Annotated in this window: 1 protein-coding gene; it reads left to right on the top strand. The window is 38.0% G+C overall.

Features of this window, described 5'->3' with window-relative positions; translation table 11 throughout:
* A partial coding sequence (locus DW114_RS21935) for a hypothetical protein (RefSeq protein ID WP_233512200.1) occupies positions 1-213 on the top strand: 213 nt, incomplete at both ends.

The raw sequence follows: 213 nt of genomic DNA on the forward strand, positions 1-213 counted from the left end.
ACCAATCTTTGTGATTGTGATGTTTTGTGTTTACTATCTTTCCGTATCCACCATTGGCACATGGGCAACGGATTGGGCAAATGATGGATTGTTTGGTGATGGTTGGCATTTATTAAGTATTGGAAGTCATGATTATGATGAAGCAATCACAAATTATGCTGAAGAACATGTGTGGACACCACCATTGATTACAATAATAGATCAGGCTGTATC

This window comes from Absiella sp. AM09-50, from assembly GCF_003433845.1.
GTDB classification, from domain to species: Bacteria; Bacillota_I; Bacilli_A; order Erysipelotrichales; family Erysipelotrichaceae; genus Hoskinsella; species Hoskinsella hominis.